Raw genomic sequence first — 17,037 nt, 5'->3', positions numbered from 1 at the left:
GATCGTCAGTCCTTCTTCTTCGCCGCGGGGTCGTCGAGGTTGTACTGGTCCTCCGAGGCCGCGCCGAGCACGGTCACGTCCTGGACCTTCCAGGAGCCCTTCTGCTTCACAAGTGTGATCTTAAGGTGCGAATCCTTCACCGAGCGAATCGCCTGCGCGGTGTTCACCTGCTGGTCGACCACGACGATGGCGTGCGCGGTGGCCTCGTCCGCGTCGGCCAGGTAGACCTCGCGGACCTTGGCCTGCGAGACGGCCTTGAGCTTGACGATCACCTGGGACATCGCGCCGCCGAACGCCGCGTCGTAGGTGGCCTGGAAGTCGCCCGTGGCCTGGGCGGACAGGGCCGTGCGGGTGCTCTGGAGGTCCTGGTAGTCGTAGCTGAGCAGGGCCTGGCTGAAGGCGCTCGCGGCGCCTGAGACCTCCAGGCGCAGGGCACGCTCGTTCTCCAGCCTGGCCAGCGCGTCGCGGGCCCGGGAGGCGTCGATCCACTGCAGCACCGCCGTGGCCGCGACGGCCGCCGCCAGCATCGCGGCCAGCGCCCCGAACACCCGCGCCCGCGTGAACCACCCGCCCGCCGCCGCCTCCGCCTTCGGAGCGGCGTCCTGCTCGGTGGCGGACTCGGGCCCGGGGGTCTCGGCGAGGTCCTGGTCGGCGGTCATGGCGACTCCTCACGGCGGCGGGCCGCCCGGCCCGCCGCGATCCAGCCCACGATGCCACCGGCCGCCACGACGGCGAGGAAGATCGCGGCAATCAGCGGCGTGGTGCTCGATCGGGTACGGGACGCGCCCCCGGCGGCGGCCACGCCACCGGACGACGACGGGGACGGGACGGTCTCCTTCTCCGGAGACCCCTTGCGTTGCGGCCGGCCGGGGGTGTCCTGCGGCCCGCCGGTGGGCCGGGCGGCGGCGTCCGGATGCGGCCCGGTGTCCCGGGCGGCCCTGGAGGTGTCGGCCGTCGCGTGCCGGGGGCAGGTCGTGAGCCGGGGCACCCGAGGCGGCCCGAGGGCCCCCGCGTACTCCTCGGCCGGCGTCGGCCCGCCGGGCACGCTGAAGACGAACGACGCCTTGCCGTACACCGTGTCGCCCCGCCGTTCGCTGATGTCGCCGGCCAGGCTCAGCGCGGTGGGGACCACGCTCAGCAGGTGGTGCACGTTCTTCGCGGTCTCGGCGGAGAAGACCGGGCGGTGCGGCAGCCCGGCCGCCGTCAGCAGGCACGACAATCCCGGCCTGGACTTCCTGATCGCCGCGTCGAGCTGCGCGAACACGCCCGGTCCCTGGTCGAGGAAGGCGTTCAGGTCGGTACGCGAGGCGCGCAGCGAGCCCGTGACCGCGCTCAGGTCCGTGATGCCCGAGGCCAGCGCGTCCTTGCGGCCCGCCAGCGTGTGGGTGAGCCGGGTGAGCTGCACCGACAGGTCCTCCAGAGCCTGGGAGTCGTCGGCCAGCGTGCCGGTCAGGTCGTGGGCGTCCTCGATGACGTCCCTGATCGCCGGGGCCCGCCCGTCCAGGGCCGTCGCCAGCTCGTGGGTGATCGTCCTGGCGTCCCCGGGCGGTACGGCGTCCAGCAGCTTGCCCACGCCCTCGAACAGCTTGCGGTAGTCCAGCGGCACGGCGGTCCTGCCCAGCGGGATGGTGTCGCCGGCCGCGAGCGTGGCCCCGGTGACGCCGGTGGCGGGCGGCGAGAGCTCCACGTACGGCTCCCCGACCGCGGACTTGCGGCGCACCTCGGCCGTGCCGCCCTTGGGCAGCCTGATCTCCCTGTCGATGTCGAGCCCGACGACGATCTTCCCGGGCGCCAGCCGCACGTCCCCGATCCGGCCGACCCGTACGCCCAGGTAGGCCACGTCGAAGCCGCGTACGAGTCCGGGGGAGGAGGCGAACTCGGCCGACACCCGGTACGGCCGCTCGATCGCGTCGAGCTTGATGATCGTGCTGAACGCCCAGATCGTCATGACGACGCCCAGCAGGACGAAGAAGCCGAGGTTCAGATAAACGCGGTTCCTCATCGCGGCGGCTCCCACAGCAGGCGGAAGTCCTCCAGCCGGTCGGCGGCCTTCTTGGCGACGTCCGGGACGACCCCCTTGTTCCTGGGCAGCAGCAGGCCCTTCAGCCAGACGTAGATCAGCACCTGCCCGTTGACCGTGATCGGCGGCGCGTCGATGAACGTCTGGATCCGCGCCACCAGCGTTTTCAGGTCCTCCTTGCCCCGCCGCATCGCCGAGGAGACGGCCTCCAGCTCGCGCAGCAGCGTACGCAGCCGGGCGGCGTGCCGCGGGTACACGGTGAGGTTGGCCTCCTTGGCCAGCTCGGTCAGCGCCACGACGGCCCGCTTGACGTGCTCGCGGCCGTGCGCGATGCGGGTGGTGGCGGCGGCGAGGGTGCCGGGCAGCCGGTCGAGCTCGCCGCTGCCCTTGGCCAGGTCGTCGACCAGCCGGGCCAGGGCGTCGATGCCGGCCGCCAGGTCCCGCCGGGCCGCGGCGTAGGCGTCGGTGACCTCCGCCGTCTGCCTGATCAGCTTGTTGACGTCGGTGCCCTTGCCGGCGAACGCGGTCGAGGCCGCGTCCAGGATCGCGTTGACGTCCTGGGCGCCGAGTGCCGCGACGAGCGGGCCGGCCCTGGCGGTGACCTGCTCGATGTCCGGTTCGACCGACGTGTCGGCGATCGTGGCCCCGTCCGCCAGGTACGGGCCCGTGGACAGGTCCTTGCCCGGCGGCGGGCTGAGCAGGACGTAGTTCTCGCCCAGCACCGACGTCTTGGCCACGGTCGCGGTGCTGCCCACGGGCACCCGGTGGGCGGACTGGATCGACATCGTCACCCTGGCCCGGTAGCCCTCCAGCCGGATGCCGGTCACCGTGCCCACGCGGACGTCGGAGATCTGCACGCTGTGCCCGGCCACCAGGCTCTGCACGTCGTCGAAGGTGGCGTTCAGCGTCAGGTCGCCGGTGATCGCGCCGAGCGTACGCAGCGAGCAGGACGCGGTGAGCGCCAGCGCGAGCAGCAAGACCGGCAGGCGGGCCCTCATCGGGTGGCCCCCTTCCGCTCGAAGGGGCAGTTGCTCAGCCCGCCCGGCAGGCACGGCACCTCGCCCAGGTTCAGCGACCGGAACAGCGGTGTCAGCCAGGTCCTGGTCATCGCGTTGAGCACGACGCGGATCTTCAGCACGTGCTGGTCCCGGTCCCAGGAGTCGATCAGCACGTCGGCGAGGTCGGCCGCGCCCTTGACCGCGCGGGCCGTGGACTCGCTGTTGGCCCGGACCGTCAGCACCAGCTCGGCCAGCGTGCTCGCCGCCTGCGGCAGCCGTTCGGAGTACGCCTCGATGATCAGGTCGCCGCGCCGGACGAAGCCCGCCATGCCGGCGACGAAACCGCGCAGGCGCCGGCGTTCCTCGGCCAGGATCGCGCTCGCCTCGGCGAAGGAGTCGATCGCTCCGGTCACCTGGCCCTGCCGCCTGTTGAGGCTGGTGGCCAGCCGGTTCAGGCCCTTGGCCAGCTTGACGAGCTGCTCGTCCTGGCGGGCCAGGGTGTCGGTGAGGTGGGCGGTGTCGGCGATCGCGTTGTTGATCGTCCGGCCGCGTCCCCGTACGCCGTCGGCCAGGTTCCCGGCCACGTCGCCGAGCTTGTCGCCGTCGAGGGCGTCGGTGAGCTTGGTGAAGGCGGCGAGGGCGTCGTCGATCTCCACGGGCAGGTCGGTGCGCTCCAGGGGGATGACCGCGCCCGGCGCGATCCGCCGGTCGCCGGGTTTCCACGGCGGATACAGCACGACGTTGCGCTCGCCGAGGGTGTTCTGCGGCGCGACCACGGCCTTGACGCCGTCGGGCAGTGGCACCTCGGGGTCGACCAGCAGCTCGACCCGTACCTTGTCGCCGGCGACGCGGATGCGCTCCACGTACCCGGCGTCCAGCCCCATGACCTTGACCCGCGCCTCCTCGTACAGGGAGGGCGCCTTGCGGAAGACCGCCACCAGCCGGTACGGCGGCACGCCCAGCACCGAGCAGCCGCCGTTCGCCGCCAGCAGCGCCCCGGCCGCCAGGACCGCGAGGAGTCGTCTCATCGGTCCTTCTTCCTGTCCTTGGCGACGGCGGCCAGCACCTCGGGGTCGATCGGGCCGAGACCCGTGGCGACGGCCTCCAGCCACGGGCCCTGACCGCCCATGGTGGCCAGGCCGGAGAACGTCGGGCCCGCCCACGCCAGCAGCGAGTTGAGCCGCTCGCCGCTCCCGCTCAGCCGGGCCGTGATGGCCGCGTTGTCGTCCAGGACCTGGATGAGGGTCTTCTCGTGCTCGTCGATCAGGCGGGTGGTGCTCCGTACGAGGTCGCTGCCGTCGCCGAGCAGGGCGCGCAGCTCCTTCCTGCGGGCGCGCAGCTCGTTCAGCATGACCTCGACGGCGTCGATGAGCCGGCCGAGCCGGCGGTCCTTCTTCTCCAGCACGTCCATGATCCGGGTGCCGTTGTCCAGCAGGCGCTGGAGTTGCGGCTCGCTCCTGCTGATCGTGTCCGACAGGTCGCCGATGTTCTTCAGCAGCCTGCTCACCCGGCCGCGCCTGGAGGTGTCGATCTTGCCCAGTTCGGTGAGCAGGTCGTCCACGGCGTCGGTGTCGAGCCGCCGTACCAGCCGGGTGGCGTCGTTGACCGCGTCGTTGACGAGCGTGGGGACGCCGGTCCGGTCCGCCGGGATGCGCCGCCGCGCCTCGGGGAGCTGGTCGAGGTACGGGGCGGCGACCGGGCCGGTGAGCTTGACGTACCGGCCGCCGAGCAGGTTGGACAGGGCGATGTCGGCGCGGGTGGCCCGGCCGAGCCGTACGTCGTCGTCCACCTTCCACGTGACGACCACGTTGCCCTGGGCGTAGTCGGCGCGCACCTCGGTGACCTTGCCGACCCGTACGCCGGCGACCCGTACGTCGTTGCCGGCCCGCAGCCCGCCCGAGTCCACGAAGACGCCCGACATGGACCAGCCGCCTTCGAGCAGCCCCAGGTTGCCCACCAGGAACGTGGCCACCAGGATCGTGCCGAGCACGGCCACCGACACCAGGCCCACGGCGATCTTGTTCCGGTCGCGGAACGACTTGGCCGCCATCACCGGCCCACCAGCAGCCTGCGCAGGTCCTTCTCGCTCTGCACCCTCGTGTTGCGCAGCGGCGGCGGCGCCTTCATCGGGTACGGGCACGGCGCGGCCCCCAGCGCCACGCAGGGCACGGCGGTGATGAAGTAGCGCCCGCGGTTCACCGTGGAGTACGCGCGGGCGAACAGCGGCTGGAACGTGCTGACCGTCCGGTCGATCTCGCTCACGTGCCGCCGGATGCCGCCGGTCAGCCCCGACAGGTTGTCCACCACCCGGCCCAGCTCGTCGGCGTTCCTGCCGATCACCTCGTCGGAGGTGCGGAACGTGGCCGACAGCTCGACGACGGCGTCGTCCACCAGCTTCCGGTTGCCGGCGAACGCCTCCGAGAGCGTCACCAGGTTGTCCACGAGCCGCTCGATCTGCCGGTCCCGCTGGGCCACCACGCCGGTGACCGTCGCGTAGTCCTTCAGGAGCTGCTCGATCGTCCTCCTGCGTTCGTTGACCGTGCCGGTGATGGCGTTGACGTTGTCCAGCAGCCTCGGCAGGTTCTTGTCGTTGCCTTTGAGCGACCTGGCCGCGGCGGTGAGGAGCCGGTTGATCTGCTCGGGGTCGAGGCTGCGGGTCAGCGGGCCGAGATCGCTCACCAGCTCGCCGATGTCCACCACGGACGAGGTGCGGACGATGCGCGACCCCGGCGGCAGCCGGCCCGGCGCGTTTCCCGGCAGCAGGTAGACCACGCGCTGGCCGATGGCGTTGCGCCAGCGTACGGCCGCCTCGGTGTCGGTGGGCACCCTGACCGCGTCCTGGACCTCCATGGTGACCTCCGCTCGGCCGTTCACCACCCTGATCGACTCCACCCGGCCGACCGGCGCTCCGGCGATCTTGACCTCGTCGCCCTCGTTCAGCCCCGACACGTCGTCGAACGCGGCGGTCAGCGGATAGCCGCCGCCGGTGCCGACCCGGCCGATCTGCACGCCGATCAGCACGATCAGCGACCCGGTCAGGCCGACGAACAGTACGAAACGCACGAACGTCCACCGGCGCGCGATCCGTGCCCGGGAGACCGCCATCTCAGCGCCTCCCGTCCGTGGGCCCGCAGGACCCGACGATCAGCTCGCACACGTCGGTGGCGACGAACGCCTCGACCTGGAGCATGCGGCTGCCGTCCGGACCGCGGGCCTCGATCAGCTCGTTGAGCAGGTCCACCAGCCTGCTCAGGCCGCGTACGCCGTCGCCGGCCAGGCCGAGCTGGGCGTAGATGAGGGCGGCCACGCGCTCGCCGGAGCGCACGCCCGCCCGCAGGTCCTCGCGATGCGTACGCAGGCCGTGCGCGGTCAGGCCGGAGACGGAGGTGATCTCCTGGAGCAGGGCGCGTACCTTGTCGGCCCGTTCGAGCAGGCCGGGGGTGATGACGTTGACGTCGGAGGCGATCGAGACCAGTTCGTCGCCCTTGTCGGACAGGGCCGTGCCGAGTCCGGCGGCGTCGTGCAGGAACTGCCGGGCCCGCCCCCGCTGCCGGTGCGCGACGCCGACGAGCGTGCCCGCGTCGCCGATCAGCTCGCGCAGGTTCCGGCCCTCGCCGTCCAGCCCCTTGGCCAGGGTGTGCACGATGACGGTCACCTCGCGGGGATCGATCGCGTCCAGGCCCCTGTAGGCGTCGCCGAGCGTGTCGGACAGGTCGAGCGGCTCCTCGGTGTCGGTGATGACCGCGCCGCTGCCCAGGTACGGCCCCGTGGCCTCGCCGGCGCCCGGCCGCAGGTCGATCATCTTGGGGCCGAACACCGACAGCGGCTCGACCGCCGCGACCGTGGTACGCGGCACCTTCACGCCCGGCTGGAGGTGCATCGTGACCACGGCCCGGCCCTTGGCGTCCAGGGTCACGTCCGTCACGTCGCCGACCGTGACGCCGCGGATCTTGACCTTGGAGTTGGTGTCCATGCCCTGCCCGGCCCGGGTGAACACGGCGTCGATCCGGGTGCCGACCTCGGTGGCGGCTCGTACGACCAGGAACGCCGCCGCGGCGACCACCACGACCACCGCGACGGCGATGGCGTAGGGGGCGGCGAGGGAGAGGTCGGATCGGGACAACCGGCTCACCCCGTCAGCGGTATGTTGCCGCCGCCGCCCCAGAACAGGAACGACAGCAGCAGGTTCAGCAGCACGATCGTGACGATCGACTGGCGGATGGCGCGTCCGGCGGCCACGCCCACGCCCACCGGACCGCCGGTGGCGTGGAAGCCGTGGTAGCAGTGGATCACGATGACGGTGAAGGCGAAGACGCCGACCTTGACCAGGCTGTAGACGATGTCGCTGACCGGCAGGTACAGGTAGAAGTAGTAGTCGTAGGCGCCGGGGGCCAGGCCGAACAGCACCGTGCACATCAGGCGGGTGGCGAAGAAACTGGCGAACAGCGCGATCAGGTACATCGGCAGCAGCGCGAGCAGCGCCGCCACCACCCGCGTGCAGATCAGGTAGGTGAAGGCGTTGATGCCCATCACCTCCAGCGCGTCGATCTCCTCGGAGATGCGCATCGCGCCGAGCTCGGCCGTGAACGACGAGCCCACCTGCGCCGCCAGGGCGGTCGCCGCGATGATCGGGGTGATCTCGCGGACGTTGGCGAAGCTGCCGACCAGCCCCACGAACGACTCCGCGCCGATGGCCTGCAACCCCTGGTAACCCTGGAGGCCCACGGTCGCGCCCACGACGAACGCCATCGTGAACACCACGAAGACCATGCCGCCGCCGATGACGGTCGCGCCGACCCCCACCACGACATCGCTGACCTGCTTGATCACCACCTTGACGTAGCGCAGCCGCAGGACCACGTCACGGACGGAGTAGAACAGCACCTTCCACACGAACAGCGGCCAGTCGGCCAGTGTCGCGAACCGCTCGGCCAGGTCCCGCCCACGGTGGGCGATCCCGGGCCCGGCCGTCCGCGTCGCCGTCACATCGACCTCGGCGGGTAGGCCAGGAAGTACACGGCCGAGATCACGTAGTTGAACGTGAACACCAGCATGAACGTCAGCACGGTCGCCTGGTTGACCGCCCGCCCCACGCCCACCGGGCTGGTCGCGCACGTCATGCCCTTGTAACAGGCCACGGCGGCGGCGACGAAGCCGAAGATCCACGCCTTGAACAGGGTGACGTACAGGTCGGAGCCGACGACCAGGGACAGCGCGCCGTCGAAGTAGGCGCCCGGCGTGACGCCCTGCACGACCACGTTGAAGAAGTAGCCGCCGGTCGCGCCCGCCAGGATGACCAGCGGGCACAGGCAGACCGCGATCGTGGAGGCCGCCCACATACGCGGCGTGACCAGGCGGTGGATGGGGTTGACCGCCATGACCTCCATGGCGCTCAGCTCGTCGCGGATGTGCCGGGCGCCGATGTCGGAGGTCATCGCGCTGCCGCCGGCCCCGGCGATCAGCAGCGCGCTGGCCAGGGGCGCCACCTCGCGGATGAGGCCGACGAAGACCGCGCTGCCGGTGGCCGAGCCGGCGCCGAGCTGCCAGGCCAGCTCGCCCACCTGCAAGGCCACGGTGGCGCCCAGCGGCAGGGAGACGAGCAGCACGGGCACGCTGGTGACCTTGGCCAGGAACCAGCACTGGTCGACGAACTCCCACCACCAGTTCCTGACGTCCCAGGTCCGGCGTAAGCCCTCCAGGACGATGACGAACAGGTCGCCCACCTGACCCAGGAGGGACCCGGCCTTGCGTCCGACGTACCCGGACAGGGCCATCAGCGGCCTGCCCGCACCCGTGTACCCGCCACGACCACCTCCGCCTACGGATCAGTCACCTTACTGACGGGTTGTCTAGTAGTCGATGCTTTGCCAGGAATTTGAGCAAAAGGTATGAGACCCAGGTCACTCCTTGTCAGGCATGCACGAAACGTGACCGGGCCGTTACGAGAGGGCGTTCATCCAGGACTCGATCTCGTCGGGGTGGCGGGGGAGCGCCGACGACATCAGGGTCGCGCCCTCGGCGGTCACGACCAGGTCGTCCTCGATGCGGATGCCCATGCCGCGCAGCTCGGCGGGCAGCGTCAGGTCGTCGGGCTGGAAGTACAGGCCCGGCTCGACCGTGAGGACGTGGCCCTCCTCCAGCACGCCGTCGAGGTAGACCTCGGCCCGCGACCTCGCGCAGTCGTGCACGTCGAGGCCGAGCATGTGGCCGCTGCTGCACAACGTGTAGCGCCGGTACAGGCCGGACTCCATGAGCGCGTCGGGGGAGTCCTTCAGCAGGCCCCAGTCGTTCAGGCCCTCGCAGATGACCCGCATGGCCGCCAGGTGGAAGTCACGGAAGCTCGCGCCGGGCTTCAGCGCCGCGATGCCGGCGACCTGCGCCGCCAGGACCAGCTCGTACGCCTGCCGCTGCGCGCCGGTGAACCGGCCCGACAACGGGAGTGTGCGGGTCACGTCGGCGGTGTAGAGGGTGTCGGTCTCGACGCCGGCGTCGAGGAGCAGCAGGTCGCCCTCGGCGAGCGCGCCGTCGTTGCGGATCCAGTGGAGCACGCAGGCGTGGGCGCCGGAGGCGACGATGCTGTCGTAGCCGACCGCGTTGCCCTCCAGCCGCGAGCGCAGCCCGAACACGCCCTCCAGGTAACGCTCGCCGCGCGGGTGGCCGAGCGCCGCGGGAAGGGCGCGCGCGACGTCCTCGAAGCCGCGCACGGTGGCGTCCACGGCCGACTGCAGCTCGCCGACCTCCCACTCGTCCTTGATCAGCCGCATCTCCGACAGGAACACCTCAAGCTCGGCGTCGCGGCCGCCCGCGGGCACCCGCTCGTCGACGGAGGCGTCGACACCGCGCAGCACCAGGGCCGGGCCCGACAGGCTCAGGTCGCGGATGTGCGCACACTCGATCTGGTACAACTCGGACGCCTCGGCCAGGTCGGGCCTGCGGCCCACCCAGAACTCGCCGTAGCGGCGGTCGCGGTAGAACTCCTCGCCGTCCTCGCGCGGCGAGCGCGGGCGCACGTACAGGACGGCCTGCCCGGACGGCTCGACCACGAGCACGTCGCCCGGCTCGCCCGCGCCCGTCAGGTAGGAGTACGCGCTGTGCGGACGGAACCGGTAGTCGCTGTCGTTGCTGCGCACCTTCAGCGTGCCCGCCGGGATCACCAGGCGCTCGCCGGGGAAACGCGCGGCCAGCGCCGCCCGCCGCCGCGCCGCCCACGGGGCGATCGGCAGCGCGGTCACTCCGGTGCGTCGGGTGTCGGCCCAGCCCGTGCGCATGAACGCGGCCAGCTCCGGAGTGATGGGCAGGTCGTGGCTTCCGGTGTTGAGCTGCTCGGTCATCGGTCGGTTCCTCGTCCTCGGGGATGCGGCAAGTCAGCCTACGTGACCGCTTGACGGCGTCCCCACTTGGTTGTTTGCCTGTGGGAGCGGGCATAAGCCGAGTCCCGTCCGGGGACATTGGGAGCAGAGGTGATGCACATGCTCATCGGGACGATCCTGCGCGGCAAGGGAAGTGCCGTGACCACGCTGGCGCCTGAGGCGACCGTGCGGGAACTGCTCGGCAAGCTCTCCGACCACAACATCGGCGCGGTCGTCGTCTCCACCGACGGCACGACGATCCAGGGGATCGTCTCCGAGCGCGACGTCGTGCGCCGGCTGCACGACCGGGGCGCCGAGATCCTCGACGCGCCGGTCTCCTCGATCATGACGACCGAGGTCCGCACCGCCGGGCCCGGCGACAACGTCGACGAGCTGCGCCGTACGATGACCACCCACCGATTCCGCCACATGCCGGTGGTCGAGAACGGCCGCCTGGTCGGCATCGTCAGCATCGGTGACGTGGTCAAGAGCGCGATCGAGGAGCTGGAGACCGAGAAGGCGTCGCTCGTCGACTACCTCCACCGTTGACAGGCACGTTGACAGGGATGGCACCCTTGGGTCCGTGATGTACGGCCCCCCTGAGGTTCCTCGGGCGACGAGCAGTCCGACGATCATCCTGCTCGTGTCCGGACTGGCCGCGGTGCTGGGATTCATGCTCGGCGTCTTCGTCGGGTTCGGCGCCGGGGAGTCGTCGGCCGAGCCCGCGCCCAGGGTCACGGTGACGGTCGAGGGCACCGGCCCGCCCTCCGGCGAGCCCGTCCCCTCCGCGTCGTCCGTGCCTTCGGCGTCCTCCGTGCCGTCCGCGCCCGCCACCCAGCCGGGCCCCGCGCAGACCGGGCCCACGCAGAACGGCTCCACCCAGACCGGGCCCACGACCGGGCAGACACAGCCGGGGGTCGCGCAGACCGGGCCGGCCGCCGGGATGCGCACGTTCGTCGTGGGCGTGGACATCCAGCCCGGCACCTACCGTACGACCGGTCCCGTCCAGGGCTCCACGAACTGCTTCTGGGCCCGGCTGAACAGCACGTCCCCCGACATCGGCTCCGTGATCAACGCCGGCGCCCCGACCGGCCCGGCGAGCGTCACCATCGAGCCCGGCGACAAGGCGTTCCAGACAGCCGGATGCGCACAGTGGACCAAAGCGTGACACTTTCCTGCCGCAAACTCTGGACATAAGAGCAGGAACGCGCAATTCTATGCGGCAACGGAAGGAGGCACGCCCCAGCGTGCTGGCGTGATCGTCCTACGGTCTATGGGCCACGCCACTCCCGCGCCCCTGGCAAGGACGCGGCACGGAGAGTGTGGAACAGCGCGCATCGCCACGAATCCCGAACCCTTCGTTCGTGAGGAGTGACCATGCGTCCACCTCTGTTCCCGTCCCCATCCGCCCCCCGCCGGACGTCCCGCCGTGGCCGCTGAGTTCGACCTCCTGGTCGTCGGCGACGCCAATCCCGACGTGGTGCTGGCCGGCGCGCCGCGCGAGCTGGAGTACGCCCAGCGCGAACGGCTCGTCGCGGGCGGCGACCTGGTCCTCGGCGGATCCGCCGCGATCACCGCCTGCGGCGCGGCCCGGCTCGGCCTGCGCACCGCCTTCGCCGGCCGCGTGGGCGCCGACGCGGCGGGGCGTTTCGTGCTCGGCGAGCTGGCGGAGCGCGGCGTCGACGTCTCCTACTGCGTGACCGACCCCCGGCCCACGGCCATGACCGTCGTGCTCGCCGACGGCACGGACCGGGCCATCCTCACCTCGCCGGGTTGCCTGCCGTACCTGACCGCCGCCGACGTGCCGCGCGGGCTGGCCCGGCACGTGCACGTGTCGTCGTACTTCCTGCAGCCGGGTCTGGCCGCCGGGCTGCCCGCGCTGCTGGGGGAGCTGCGCGCGGCGGGCGTGACGACCTCGCTGGACACCAACGACGACCCGGACGGCCGCTGGGACGGCCTCGCCGCCGTGCTCGCCGAGACCGACGTGTTCCTGCCCAACGCCGACGAGGCCAGGGCGGTCGCGGCCCGCCTGTCCGGCGTCCGCGGGGAGCGCCTGGAGGCCGCCGCCGCGCGGCTGGGCGCCCTCGGCCCGGCCGTCGTCGTCAAGGACGGCGCGAACGGCGCGCTGGCCTGGGAGTCCGGCCTGGTGACGCGGGCCCCGGCCGTCCCCGTCGAGCCCGTGGACACCGTCGGCGCGGGCGACAGCTTCAACGCCGGCTTCCTGGCCGCCAGGCTGCGCGGGATGAGCCTGCGCGAATGCCTGGACGTGGCCGTGACCTGCGGTTCGCTGTCCACCCGCGCGGCCGGCGGCACCGCCGCCCAACCTACTTGGAAGGAACTATGAAGATCACCTTCCTCGGCGCGGGAAGCGTCGAGTTCACCCAGGGCCTGCTGGCCGACCTGGTCGGCTTCACCGACCTCGGCCCCTTCGAGGTGGCCCTGCACGACATCCATCCCGAACGCCTGGAGACCGCCGAGGCCGCCGCCCGCGCCATCGCCCGCGACCGCCCGGACATCACCGTCTCCGCCCACCTGGACCTGCGGCGTTCGCTGGAGGACGCCGACTTCGCGATCAACATGATCCAGGTCGGCATGATCGACGCCACCCGCGTCGACTTCGAGCTGCCCGCCCGCTACGGACTGCGCCAGACGATCGCCGACACCATCGGCGTGGGCGGCATCTTCCGCGCCCTGCGCACCTTCCCCGCGCTCGACCGCATCGCCCAAGCCATGGCCGAGGTCTGCCCGGACGCCTGGCTGCTCAACTACACCAACCCGATGGCCATGAACGTCTGGTACCTGTCGGCGGCCACCCCGGTGCGCAACGTCGTCGGCCTGTGCCACTCGATCTACTGGACCGCCCACGACCTGGCCGAGCTGGTGGGGGTGCCGTACGAGGAGGTGACGTACCTGGCTGCGGGGGTGAACCACCAGTCGTGGCTGCTGCGCTTCGAGTCCGGCGGCCGGAGCCTGTACCCGCGCCTGGACGAGGTCATCGCGGCCGACCCCGGCATGCTGCGCCGGGTGCGCGTGGACATGTACCGCAGGCTCGGCCACTACCCGACCGAGACCAGCGAGCACTCGGCCGAGTACGTGCCCTGGTACCTGCACGACGACGCCGAGATCGAGCGGCTGCGCATCCCCGTGGGCGCCTACGTCGGCATCAGCGAGGAGAACGTGCGCACCTACGAGGCCACCCGCGACGCGCTCAGGGCGGGCCGGCCGATCACCGCGGAGGGGACCATGGAATACGCCCCGCAGATCATCCACAGCATCACGACCGGCACCGGCCGCACCGTCTACGGCAACGTGCCCAACCACGGCCTGATCGGTAACCTGCCCGCCGGGTGCGTGGTCGAGGTGCCCGTCGTCGCCGACGCCCTCGGCGTGCGGCCGGTCGCCGACGGCGACCTGCCCGCGCAGTGCGCCGCGCTCAACCGGGCCTACGTCAACGTCAACGAGCTGACCGTGCGCGCCGCGGTCGAGGGCCGCCCCGAGCACGTACGGCACGCCATGATGGCCGACCCGAACACGGCCGCCACGCTGACCGTCGACCAGATCGACGAGTTGTGCGGCGCGCTGCTGAAGGCGCACGGCGACCTGCTGCCCGAGTCGCTGAGGAGCCGGTCGTGAGGCGGGCGGTTCTGGTGGCGGCTCTGGCCGCGGGTCTGCTCACCGGCTGCGGCTCGGACCCCGGCGGGCAGGGGGACGGCCCGGTCGAGATCACCTGGTGGCACGGCCAGGTCGAGACGCAGGCCAAGACCATCGAGCAACTGGCCGCCGACTACAACAAGGCCCACCCCGGCGTACGGATCGTGCCCGCGGTCGGCACCACGAACGTCGACGACATGCTGCAGAAGGTGCAGGCCGTGCTGGCCGGGGGCAAGGCGCCCGACATCGCCTACATGTACGGCACCTGGATGCCGCACCTGGCCAAGAACCCCAAGGTGTACGACCTGACCGCCACCGTGAAGGCCCCCGGCTTCGGCTGGGACGACTTCTGGCCCTCCGAGCGGGCCGTGTCGGAGGTGGACGGCAAGGTCGTCGGCATCCCGGCCGTGGTGGACAACCTGGCCGTCATCTACAACAAGAAGCTGTTCGACGCGGCCGGAGTGCCCTACCCCGGCAAGGACTGGACCTGGGACGACTTCCGCGACGCGGCCCGCAGGCTGACGAAGGACGGCGTGTACGGCACCGCGTACCCGGTCACCGGGGGCGAGGACACCGTGTGGCGGTTCTGGCCCATGATCTGGCAGCAGGGCGGCTCGATCCTGACTCCGGACGGCAGGAAGTCGGCGTTCGACACGCCGCAGGCGGCCAAGGCGCTCGATCTGTGGAGTGCGATGGCCCGCCAGGACAAGTCCGTATATCTCGATCAAAATGGTGAGAAGTTCCTGCCGCTGTTCCAGAGCGGCAAGATCGGCATGATCGTCTCGGGGCCGTTCGCGCTGCTCGACGTCATCGACCACAAGGTCGACTACGGCGTCCAGGTGCTGCCCGGCTACGACGGCAACCACGAGACCGTCGCCGGGCCGGACAACTGGGTCGTCTTCGACAACGGCTCCCGCCGCGCCAAGGCCGCCGCCGACTTCCTCACCTGGCTCACCCGTCCCGAGCAGGACGCCCGGTGGACCCTCGGCCTGGGCAACCTGCCGATCCGCAAGGCCACCACCGCGCTCCCCGCCTACGACACGTTCGTCAAGGACTTCCCCGACATGGACGTCTTCACCGCCAACCTGGACAACGCCAAGCAGGCCAGGCCGCCTGTCCCGGTGTACCCGGAGTTCTCCGAGAAGGTCGGCGACGCCATCAGCCGGGCGCTGGTGGGCGGGACACCCGTACCGGAGGCCCTGACCAAGGCGGCGGCCGAGGCCGACCGGGTGCTGGAGCGCGCACGATGACCGCGGCGGCCCCGGCCAGGCGCGACGCGCGGCGGGCGGGGCGGCGGCGCCTGCTGCCCGAGCTGACCGGGTGGGGGTTCGTGCTGCCCGCCACGGTCGTGATCGTGGGGCTCAGCCTGTTCCCGGCGGCCTGGGCGCTGCTGCTGTCGCTGCGCGACGGCGACCTGCTCACCGGCGGCGACTACGTCGGCCTGCAGAACTACCGCGACCTGCTGGGCGACGCCGACCTGCGCGCCGTCGCCGGGCACACGCTGGTCTACACCGTGTTGTTCGTGCCGGGCTCGGTCATCCTCGGGCTGGGCCTGGCGCTGGCGCTCAACCTGAAGATCCGGCTCATCGGCTTCTACCGGACCTGCTTCTTCGTCCCGTACGTGGTCTCGGCCGCCGCCACCGGCATCCTGGCCAACTTCGTCTTCGACCCCGACTTCGGCATCGTCAACGCCGGGCTCAAGGCGCTCGGCCTGCCCGCGATGGGGTTCCTCCAGGATCCCGACCAGGCGATGCTCACCCTCGTACTGATCTCGTTGTGGGGCGGGGTCGGCATGCCCGCCGTCGTCTACCTCGCCGCGCTTCAGGACATCCCGCGCGAGCTGACCGAGGCCGCCCGCGTGGACGGCGGCGCCCAGCGCCACGTGCTGCGGCACGTCGTGCTCCCGCAACTGCGGCCCGCCACGGTGTTCCTGCTGATCTGGCAGACCATCACCGCGCTGCAACTGTTCGACCTCGTCTACACCACCACCAAGGGCCAGCCGCTCGACTCCACCACCGTCATCGTCTTCTACCTCTACCGCCAGGCCTTCCAGCTCTTCCATTCCGGGTACGGCGCGGCCATCGCCTACGTCCTGTTCGCCGTCACGCTCGCCGTGTCCGGCCTGACCCTGTGGAGGGGGACGAAGTGAGACGGCCTCACCTCGCGCACCTGTTCCTGATGCCGCTCGCGCTGCTGTTCGCCGCGCCGCTGGTCTGGATGACGCTGACCGCGTTCATGCCGGACGCCGACATCAACAGCTACCCGCCCAAGCTGTGGCCCGAGCACTTCACCCTGGGCGGCTTCACCCGCATCTTCACCGAGGACGACTACCCGCGCTGGCTGGCCAACACCGTCCTGGTCGCCTTCGGCGCCGTGGCCGGGCACGTGGTGCTGTGCTCCCTGGCCGGGTACGGCTTCGCCCGCATCCCCTTCCGCGGCCGTGCCCTGGCGTTCGGGGCGCTCATGGCCACCATCATGATCCCCGCCCAGGTGCTCATGATCCCGACGTTCCTGCTGTTCCGGAACCTCGGGCTGATCGACACCCTGGGCGCGGCGGTCGTACCGTGGCTGGCCTCGGCGTTCGGCGTGTTCCTCATGCGGCAGTTCTTCCTGTCGCTGCCGCGCGAGCTGGAGGAGGCCGCCGTCATCGACGGCTGCTCCCGCCTCGGGGTGTTCTTCCGCGTCGTGCTGCCGCTGGCCCGTCCCGCGCTCGCCACGCTGGTGGTGTTCACGCTGCTCGGCGCCTGGAACGACCTGCTCTGGCCGCTGATCGCGATCTCCTCCGAGGACGTCTACACCCTCCAGATGGGCCTGGCCACGTTCGCCGGTGCCCGGCACACCGAGTGGTCGGCGCTCATGGCCGGGAACGTGGTCGCCGTGCTGCCGCTGGTGGCCGCGTTCGTGCTGGCGCAGCGGCACTTCGTGGCCACCATGAGCTTCAGCGGGCTGAAGGGATGAAGATGTTTGCACAGGTGAGCTCGACAGGAGGAGGATGCGCTCAGCCCCACCAAGGAGGATG

General features: G+C 71.3%; 17 protein-coding genes. 7 read left to right on the top strand and 10 right to left on the bottom strand.

Annotated elements, in window-relative coordinates:
• Positions 1–5: 5 nt before the first annotated feature.
• The 10 genes from DMB42_RS02795 to DMB42_RS02750 all read right to left on the bottom strand — a co-directional run bounded on the left by DMB42_RS02795 (position 6) and on the right by DMB42_RS02750 (position 10,349).
• Complete coding sequence (locus DMB42_RS02795; RefSeq protein WP_125630223.1) at positions 6–659, bottom strand: hypothetical protein; 654 nt, start codon at positions 657–659, stop codon at positions 6–8.
• On the bottom strand, positions 656–2,002 hold the full coding sequence (locus tag DMB42_RS02790; RefSeq protein WP_125630221.1) for an MlaD family protein: 1,347 nt from the start codon (positions 2,000–2,002) through the stop codon (positions 656–658). Before DMB42_RS02790 ends, DMB42_RS02795 begins: the two co-directional genes overlap by 4 nt.
• A complete protein-coding gene (locus DMB42_RS02785) occupies positions 1,999–3,018 on the bottom strand; it encodes an MCE family protein (protein WP_125630219.1) in 1,020 nt (339 codons plus the stop codon). The genes DMB42_RS02790 and DMB42_RS02785 overlap by 4 nt, the downstream gene beginning before the upstream one ends.
• Positions 3,015–4,046, bottom strand: a complete 1,032-nt coding sequence (locus DMB42_RS02780) for an MCE family protein (RefSeq protein WP_125630217.1) — start codon at positions 4,044–4,046, stop codon at positions 3,015–3,017. Before DMB42_RS02780 ends, DMB42_RS02785 begins: the two co-directional genes overlap by 4 nt.
• On the bottom strand, positions 4,043–5,068 hold the full coding sequence (locus DMB42_RS02775; RefSeq protein ID WP_125630215.1) for an MlaD family protein: 1,026 nt from the start codon (positions 5,066–5,068) through the stop codon (positions 4,043–4,045). The genes DMB42_RS02780 and DMB42_RS02775 overlap by 4 nt, the downstream gene beginning before the upstream one ends.
• On the bottom strand, positions 5,068–6,081 hold the full coding sequence (locus DMB42_RS02770; protein ID WP_260477439.1) for an MCE family protein: 1,014 nt from the start codon (positions 6,079–6,081) through the stop codon (positions 5,068–5,070). Before DMB42_RS02770 ends, DMB42_RS02775 begins: the two co-directional genes overlap by 1 nt.
• Before the next feature lie 43 nt (positions 6,082–6,124).
• The gene (locus tag DMB42_RS02765; RefSeq protein WP_125630211.1) at positions 6,125–7,141 is read right to left on the bottom strand and encodes an MCE family protein; all 1,017 of its coding nucleotides are present in this window, start codon (positions 7,139–7,141) and stop codon (positions 6,125–6,127) included.
• A gap of 5 nt (positions 7,142–7,146) precedes the next feature.
• A complete protein-coding gene (locus DMB42_RS02760) occupies positions 7,147–8,004 on the bottom strand; it encodes an ABC transporter permease (protein ID WP_125630209.1) in 858 nt (285 codons plus the stop codon).
• On the bottom strand, positions 8,001–8,792 hold the full coding sequence (locus DMB42_RS02755) for an ABC transporter permease (RefSeq protein WP_125630207.1): 792 nt from the start codon (positions 8,790–8,792) through the stop codon (positions 8,001–8,003). The genes DMB42_RS02760 and DMB42_RS02755 overlap by 4 nt, the downstream gene beginning before the upstream one ends.
• Before the next feature lie 165 nt (positions 8,793–8,957).
• Entirely contained in the window at positions 8,958–10,349 is a 1,392-nt protein-coding gene (locus DMB42_RS02750; RefSeq protein WP_125630205.1) for an aminopeptidase P family protein, read from the bottom strand.
• Between the two features lie 138 nt (positions 10,350–10,487).
• On the opposite strand from DMB42_RS02750, the gene DMB42_RS02745 reads away from it, so the two are divergent.
• The 7 genes from DMB42_RS02745 to DMB42_RS02715 all read left to right on the top strand — a co-directional run bounded on the left by DMB42_RS02745 (position 10,488) and on the right by DMB42_RS02715 (position 16,976).
• Positions 10,488–10,916, top strand: a complete 429-nt coding sequence (locus DMB42_RS02745) for a CBS domain-containing protein (protein ID WP_125630203.1) — start codon at positions 10,488–10,490, stop codon at positions 10,914–10,916.
• Positions 10,917–11,010: 94 nt separating this feature from the next.
• Positions 11,011–11,535: a hypothetical protein gene (locus DMB42_RS02740; protein WP_125630202.1), complete on the top strand. Its 525-nt coding sequence runs from the start codon at positions 11,011–11,013 to the stop codon at positions 11,533–11,535.
• 261 nt (positions 11,536–11,796) lie between these two features.
• A complete protein-coding gene (locus tag DMB42_RS02735) occupies positions 11,797–12,711 on the top strand; it encodes a carbohydrate kinase family protein (RefSeq protein ID WP_125630200.1) in 915 nt (304 codons plus the stop codon).
• Positions 12,708–14,000: an alpha-glucosidase/alpha-galactosidase gene (locus DMB42_RS02730; protein WP_125630198.1), complete on the top strand. Its 1,293-nt coding sequence runs from the start codon at positions 12,708–12,710 to the stop codon at positions 13,998–14,000. The genes DMB42_RS02735 and DMB42_RS02730 overlap by 4 nt, the downstream gene beginning before the upstream one ends.
• Positions 13,997–15,268, top strand: coding sequence for an ABC transporter substrate-binding protein (locus DMB42_RS02725; protein ID WP_125630196.1), 1,272 nt, complete (start codon positions 13,997–13,999; stop codon positions 15,266–15,268). The genes DMB42_RS02730 and DMB42_RS02725 overlap by 4 nt, the downstream gene beginning before the upstream one ends.
• Positions 15,265–16,167, top strand: a complete 903-nt coding sequence (locus tag DMB42_RS02720) for a carbohydrate ABC transporter permease (protein WP_125630195.1) — start codon at positions 15,265–15,267, stop codon at positions 16,165–16,167. Before DMB42_RS02725 ends, DMB42_RS02720 begins: the two co-directional genes overlap by 4 nt.
• Positions 16,164–16,976: a carbohydrate ABC transporter permease gene (locus DMB42_RS02715; RefSeq protein WP_221761987.1), complete on the top strand. Its 813-nt coding sequence runs from the start codon at positions 16,164–16,166 to the stop codon at positions 16,974–16,976. Before DMB42_RS02720 ends, DMB42_RS02715 begins: the two co-directional genes overlap by 4 nt.
• The last annotated feature ends 61 nt before the right edge of the window (positions 16,977–17,037 follow it).

This window comes from Nonomuraea sp. WAC 01424 (genome assembly GCF_003947315.1).
In the GTDB taxonomy this organism is placed as follows: domain Bacteria; phylum Actinomycetota; class Actinomycetes; order Streptosporangiales; family Streptosporangiaceae; genus Nonomuraea; species Nonomuraea spiralis.
This window is presented reverse-complemented; position numbering and strand designations above follow the sequence as displayed.

What these genes read in the sequence shown, in the direction of transcription:
- DMB42_RS02795 (WP_125630223.1), bottom strand. Translation starts at nt 659, where the DNA reads ATGACCGCCGACCAGGACCTCGCCGAGACCCCCGGGCCCGAGTCCGCC.
- DMB42_RS02790 (WP_125630221.1), bottom strand. Translation starts at nt 2,002, where the DNA reads ATGAGGAACCGCGTTTATCTGAACCTCGGCTTCTTCGTCCTGCTGGGC.
- DMB42_RS02785 (WP_125630219.1), bottom strand. Translation starts at nt 3,018, where the DNA reads ATGAGGGCCCGCCTGCCGGTCTTGCTGCTCGCGCTGGCGCTCACCGCG.
- DMB42_RS02780 (WP_125630217.1), bottom strand. Translation starts at nt 4,046, where the DNA reads ATGAGACGACTCCTCGCGGTCCTGGCGGCCGGGGCGCTGCTGGCGGCG.
- DMB42_RS02775 (WP_125630215.1), bottom strand. Translation starts at nt 5,068, where the DNA reads ATGGCGGCCAAGTCGTTCCGCGACCGGAACAAGATCGCCGTGGGCCTG.
- DMB42_RS02755 (WP_125630207.1), bottom strand. Translation starts at nt 8,792, where the DNA reads ATGGCCCTGTCCGGGTACGTCGGACGCAAGGCCGGGTCCCTCCTGGGT.
- DMB42_RS02750 (WP_125630205.1), bottom strand. Translation starts at nt 10,349, where the DNA reads ATGACCGAGCAGCTCAACACCGGAAGCCACGACCTGCCCATCACTCCG.
- DMB42_RS02745 (WP_125630203.1), top strand. Translation starts at nt 10,488, where the DNA reads ATGCTCATCGGGACGATCCTGCGCGGCAAGGGAAGTGCCGTGACCACG.
- DMB42_RS02730 (WP_125630198.1), top strand. Translation starts at nt 12,708, where the DNA reads ATGAAGATCACCTTCCTCGGCGCGGGAAGCGTCGAGTTCACCCAGGGC.
- DMB42_RS02720 (WP_125630195.1), top strand. Translation starts at nt 15,265, where the DNA reads ATGACCGCGGCGGCCCCGGCCAGGCGCGACGCGCGGCGGGCGGGGCGG.